Origin of the sequence: Rhodococcus sp. R1101 (assembly GCF_000278445.1) — a bacterium.
In the GTDB taxonomy this organism is placed as follows: domain Bacteria; phylum Actinomycetota; class Actinomycetes; order Mycobacteriales; family Mycobacteriaceae; genus Rhodococcus; species Rhodococcus gordoniae.
Window position 1 is genome coordinate 1 of sequence record NZ_AJVB01000254.1, and the last position, 5,575, is coordinate 5,575.

Genomic DNA, 5,575 nt, shown 5'->3' on the forward strand with positions numbered 1-5,575 from the left:
GAGCTCGGCCCGTGCAGCGGCATAGCGTCCCTGCCCACCCAGTGCGACAGCGCGCAACCAGCGCTGTTCCGGCCCGTGGGCCGCCGGCAACGGATGCAGCCCCGGTGTGGGGCCGAAGGCCGCAGCAACCAGGACCGCGTGGCGGTCGGACGTGCTCGCTGTCGTGTGCGACCGGGGGTCGGAAGATGCCATCGCGGAATCATCGCACTCCCGGATCCCGGCGGAAGGCGGCGCCTGCCGAGGCAGAGCCGGACATTTGCCGGAGAAATTCTCACCGGGAGCGCAAATAGTCTCGACTATTGGAACGCAGCGCTCCCCAGAAGCGATTTCCGAACATTTTGTTAAACATCGGGTTAAACATACGTGCTGCATGTAGGGTGCCGTCGCGGCGCCCCGAGCGCAAGAAGGGCCTCACCCACCCCCGGAGGCTCTGTTACCAGCGAGTAAGAGCCGTTGGGCCCGTATCCCTCGCGGATAATGCCTCCGGTTGCTCCCGTTTCACGGGGCACACGCACGACTTCTGGCGAAAGTAAATATTCCCGCAGTTAAATCTTGTCCTTCCGGTTATGGACTATCCCACTCATCGAAAATATTGACGACGAATCGATACAGATCCTACGGTGAGTTTGTTTGATTCGGATCACAGCGGGAATACCGATGTGTCCACGGTCCGCTCGCCCACTCACGCGAGCTTGCTGCAAAGGAGTGCTCCATGCCTGCACCACACACACTGCCCGGCCCCAACGCGGACCTCTGGGATTGGCAGATGCACGGCAAGTGTCGTGGTGTCGACTCCTCCGTGTTCTTCCACCCCGACGGTGAGCGCGGTCGTGCACGGGCCCAGCGGGAGAACCGCGCGAAGGAGCTGTGCCGCACCTGCCCCGTGCTGGCACGCTGCCGCGACCACGCCTTGGCCGTCGCCGAACCGTACGGGATCTGGGGTGGCATGTCGGAGACCGAGCGCGAGATGTACACGAGGCAACGGCGGCGGAAGGTTGCGGTGTGAGACCGTCACCGGTCCCGTGACAACGCCCGCACGGTCGTGACCGTGCGGTGACAGGACCGTGACGATGCGACCGCGACGATGCGACCGCGAGCATGCGCCGACACGACGGAGGCCCCGCAGGGAATGCGAACATTCCTTGCGGGGCCTCGCTGTGTTCGTACCACCCGGAACGGCTTTCACGTCCGGTGCGGCCTACGGACCCGGACGACGGGTCCGTAGGCGTGCCCGGTCGCTCAGTGGGCGTGTCCGTGGCCGTGTCCGGCCTCGGCTGCTTCTTCCGGCTTGTCGACGACGGCGCTCTCGGTGGTGAGCACCATGCGCGCCACCGACGCGGCGTTCACGACGGCCGAGCGCGTCACCTTCACCGGGTCGACGACACCCTCTGCGACGAGGTCGCCGTACGAGAGGGTCGCGGCGTTGAAGCCCTGTCCGCTCTCTCCCACCTTGCTCACGACCACCGCACCGTCGACGCCCGCGTTGGCGGCGATCCAGTACAGCGGTGCGGTGAGCGCGGTACGCAGGGCAGCGACGCCCGTCGCGGCGTCACCGGAGAGAGAGGCCTGGAGCTCTTCGAGCGAACGCGCGGCCTGCACGAGAGCCGAACCGCCACCGGGGACGATGCCCTCCTCGATGGCCGCCTTCGCAGCGTTGACGGCGTCCTCGACGCGGAACTTGCGTTCCTTCAGATCCGTCTCGGTCGCCGCACCCACGCGGATGACGGCGACGCCACCGGCGAGCTTCGCCAGGCGCTCTTCGAGCTTCTCGCGGTCCCAGTCGGAATCGGTGGCCTCGATCTCGCGACGCAGCTGGGCCGCACGCGCCTCGATGTCCTCGGCCGTGCCGGCACCGTCGACGATCGTGGTGCTGTCCTTGGTCACGACGACGCGGCGGGCCGAACCGAGCAGATCGAGTCCGGCCTCCTTGAGGGACAGACCCAGATCGGAATTGATGACCGTACCCGCGGTGACGACGGCGAGGTCCTCGAGGAACGCCTTCCGGCGGTCACCGAAGTACGGAGCCTTGACGGCAACGGCCTTGAGGGTCTTGCGGATCGCGTTGACCACGAGAGTCGACAGCGGCTCACCCTCGATGTCCTCGGCGATGATCACAACCGGCTTACCGGACTCTGCGATCTTCTCGAGGAGCGGAAGGAAATCGGGAAGCGAGGTGATCTTCTCGCGGTAGAGCAGGACGAGTGCGTCCTCGAGGACGGCCTCCTGCGCCTCGATGTCCGTGATGAAGTAGGGCGAGAGGAAGCCCTTGTCGAACTGCACGCCCTCCGTGACGACCAGTTCGGTGTGCAGCGTGGAGGATTCCTCGACGGTGACGACACCGTTCTTCCCGACTCGGGTCAGCGCCTCGCCGACCATCTCGCCGATCTCCTCGTCGCGCGAGGACACGGTGGCGACCTGCGCGATGGCGGTCTTGCCCTCGACGGGGGTGGCGGCCGCGAGCAGGGCCTCGCTCACCTTGTCCGCCCCCTGGGCGATACCGGCTCCGAGCGAGATCGGATTGGCGCCTGCGGCAACGTTCTTCAGGCCGGCCTTGACCAGTGCCTGCGCCAGAACGGTGGCGGTGGTGGTGCCGTCACCCGCAACGTCGTTGGTCTTGGTCGCGACACTCTTGACGAGCTGGGCGCCGAGGTTCTCGAAAGGATCCTCCAGCTCGATCTCCCGGGCGATGCTCACACCGTCGTTCGTGACGGTGGGACCACCGAAGGCCTTGGCGAGCACGACGTGCCGGCCACGCGGGCCGAGCGTCACCTTGACGGCGTCGGCCAGCTGGTCGACGCCGCGCTCGAGAGCCCGCCGCGCGGTCTCGTTGAACTCGATTTGCTTGGACATGTTCTGCGACTACTCCTGGACTCGGATGTTCCCCAACGTATTCCGCCCCGGGTCCGAAACGGGACACCGGGGCGGAATGCAAGCGGCCTACTTGGCGACGACAGCCAGGACGTCGCGCGCAGACAGGATCAGGTACTCCTCACCGGCGTACTTGATCTCGGTTCCGCCGTACTTGCTGTAGATGACGACGTCGCCTTCCTTGACGTCGAGCGGGATGCGCTTGTCGCCATCTTCGTCCCAGCGGCCGGGGCCGACGGCGACGACGGTGCCCTCCTGGGGCTTCTCCTTCGCCGTGTCCGGGATGACCAGGCCGGAGGCAGTCGTCGTCTCGGCCTCGTTGGCCTGGACGAGGATCTTGTCCTCGAGCGGCTTGATGTTCACGCTCGCCACGATGAGCCCTCCACTTTCAGGGGTATTGGGGTCCGAGAATCGTTGTTCTCGAACACGGGTGTGTTCAGTCATCACGGTGACTCCGCACGCGTCCCGTCGTCGCGGGTGCCGGGCCGGCGCTCGGTGTCACTAGCACTCTATACACGCGAGTGCCAGCGCTCAAGGGCAACGGGTGCAAACACGCCGACCTGCACGAAACCCGGCGCTATGTTACGGTTGAATAACGGAAACCGATGAGCGTGATCGTTCGGTGACCTCAGCTGAGGTAGGGCGCCGACCGCCTGGTCGTCGATCACGCACGGAAGGTGAACAATGCCCACGTCGCTCGGCATCTCTGTCGGCGCCTCCGGCGTCGGCTCGGCCCTGCGCGTCGACGCTGCAACCGCGCCCACAACGGAATTCCGCAGACTCGCCGCCGAATCCCAGCCCGGCCGCGATCTCGGCGATCTCGTCTTCGACGCCGTCTCACTCACGTCCTCCCGGGGGTCGGGTACCCCCGACACCGTCACCGTCGCATACCGCACCGAGGAACAGGCGACCGAGATCCGCATGGCTGCGGAGCGGACGGGCCACATGGTCCGCCTCGTTCCGGAGACCACCGCCGCACTCGAATACCTCTACACCGTGGGGGTCCGTCGCGAACCCGGCGCGATCGCGCTCGTCGACATGGGAGCCACCGGCACGACCGTCTCCATTCTCGATCGGGAGACCGGCACCCTGCTGCGGTCCGCACGCACCGAGACCGTCGGCGGCGACGCCCTGGCCACCCGTGTTCTCGATCACGTCCGCAACGCCACCGAACGGATGCGCACCCGTCGGCAGATCGACCCCGAACTGCTCGCCGCCCGGTGCCAGGGCGCCCAGGAGGCTCTCGCCACCGCGGCGTCGACCCGCATCGACATCGCCGAGGCCGGCCCCGACGCGTCCGTCACCCTCACCCGCGCGGAACTGGACGAACTGACCGCCGAACTCGCGGCCGAGGCCGCAGTCTTCACTCGGCGCATCTGCTCGAGCACCGATCCGGTGCCCGACACGATGGCACTCGTCGGCGGTGCAGCCGCCTCCCCCGCGCTCGCCGCAGCCGTCTCGGCGGATTTCGACGGCGAGATCATCACCGTCCCCGAGCCGGCAGCGGCCGCCGCGATCGGCGCGGCACTGTCGGGCGACTCCCCCTCCTCCACCGGATACGCCGTGGTCGGCGCACTGCCGAACACCGGAAACAGATCCTCGGGGCGCGTCTCCGGCGCGGTCGCCGGGCTGCTGGTACTCAGCGCGATCATGGCCGGTTTCGCCACCCAGCACTTCACCGGCCGCGAGAGCACCGATGCCCGGGTGTCGCCGCGCTTCACCAGCGGAGCCGTTCCTACACAGGAGGCCGGCCCGAGTGAGACGGGCATCCCGTCCCACGACCCGCCGCCCGAACCCGTGACGTCCCGCGACGCCGAGGACATCCTCGCGCCGACGACGGTCCCGTGGCCGCTGCCGACCGTCGAGCACACCGCTCCGGCCACCCGCGAGACGTGGCCCACCGTGCCCCAGTCGCCGAGCACCACCGTGACGCCCACGCCGATCGATCAGGTGCCGACACCCGGATTGTCCCCGGGGGAGGGATTCGACACCACGCGGCCGTCGACGACGCCGGATTCCGAGACCACGCCGAGCCCGGATACGACGGCACCCGACACCTCGGCCCCCGACACGACAGCTCCGGTCACCCCGGCCCCGGTCACTACCGAACCGAGCACTCCGCCGGCAACCCCCAGCCCGCCTCCCACCGATCCGGAGACCACCGAACCGGGGACCGGGGTGAGCCCGACGCCACCGTCGAGCACGTCACCGGCCGAGTCGCCGGCCCCGTCCCTCACCGGTGCGTCGCCGTCCTCGACGATCGCGTCGGTCACGGAGGAGAGCACGTCAGCGGAGACCACGACAGGAGCAGGTACCTCGGAGATCGCCCCCGCCTGAGCCCGGACGACCCGATCGGAAGGCTCAGGCCACCACCTGCGAGACCGACACCGACAGACCCGGATCCGTCGCGGCTCCCAGCGAGGAGGGCTGCGCGCCCGCAGCGATGAGGTGCGCACCCAGCGACGCGATCATGACGCCGTTGTCGGTGCACAGCTTCGGCCGGGGCACCCTCAGGGTGATCCCGGCGGCGGCACAACGCTCCTCGGCGAGTTCGCGCAGCCGGCTGTTGGCTGTCGCTCCACCACCGAGGACGAGCGTGTCGACACCGAGATCCTGCGCGGCCCGTACCGCCTTCATGGTGAGCACGTCCGCCACCGCCTCCTGGAAACCCGCGGCGACATCGGCGACCGGCACCGGCTCGCCCGCG

Annotated in this window: 5 protein-coding genes and 1 pseudogene; 2 read left to right on the top strand and 4 right to left on the bottom strand. The window is 68.2% G+C overall.

Going from position 1 to position 5,575, the window contains the following annotated elements; translation table 11 throughout:
- Positions 1-192 (bottom strand): annotated as a pseudogene (locus R1101_RS31040) (hypothetical protein); the annotation flags it as partial.
- Between the two features lie 520 nt (positions 193-712).
- On the opposite strand from R1101_RS31040, the gene R1101_RS0115220 reads away from it, so the two are divergent.
- Positions 713-1,006, top strand: coding sequence for a WhiB family transcriptional regulator (locus R1101_RS0115220; protein WP_006550073.1), 294 nt, complete (start codon positions 713-715; stop codon positions 1,004-1,006).
- 233 nt (positions 1,007-1,239) lie between these two features.
- Here R1101_RS0115220 and groL read toward each other — a convergent pair whose 3' ends face one another.
- Positions 1,240-2,850, bottom strand: coding sequence for a chaperonin GroEL (gene groL / locus R1101_RS0115225; protein ID WP_016934255.1), 1,611 nt, complete (start codon positions 2,848-2,850; stop codon positions 1,240-1,242).
- A gap of 87 nt (positions 2,851-2,937) precedes the next feature.
- Positions 2,938-3,240, bottom strand: a complete 303-nt coding sequence (gene groES, locus R1101_RS0115230) for a co-chaperone GroES (protein ID WP_006550071.1) — start codon at positions 3,238-3,240, stop codon at positions 2,938-2,940.
- Between the two features lie 312 nt (positions 3,241-3,552).
- On the opposite strand from groES, the gene R1101_RS0115235 reads away from it, so the two are divergent.
- Positions 3,553-5,205 (top strand): Hsp70 family protein, encoded by a 1,653-nt coding sequence (locus R1101_RS0115235; protein ID WP_016934256.1) that lies wholly within the window; start codon positions 3,553-3,555, stop codon positions 5,203-5,205.
- Between the two features lie 24 nt (positions 5,206-5,229).
- Here the strand turns inward: R1101_RS0115235 and R1101_RS26985 are convergent.
- Positions 5,230-5,575 (bottom strand): Kae1-like domain-containing protein (locus tag R1101_RS26985; RefSeq protein ID WP_442969888.1); only part of this gene is annotated, 346 nt, incomplete at its 5' end.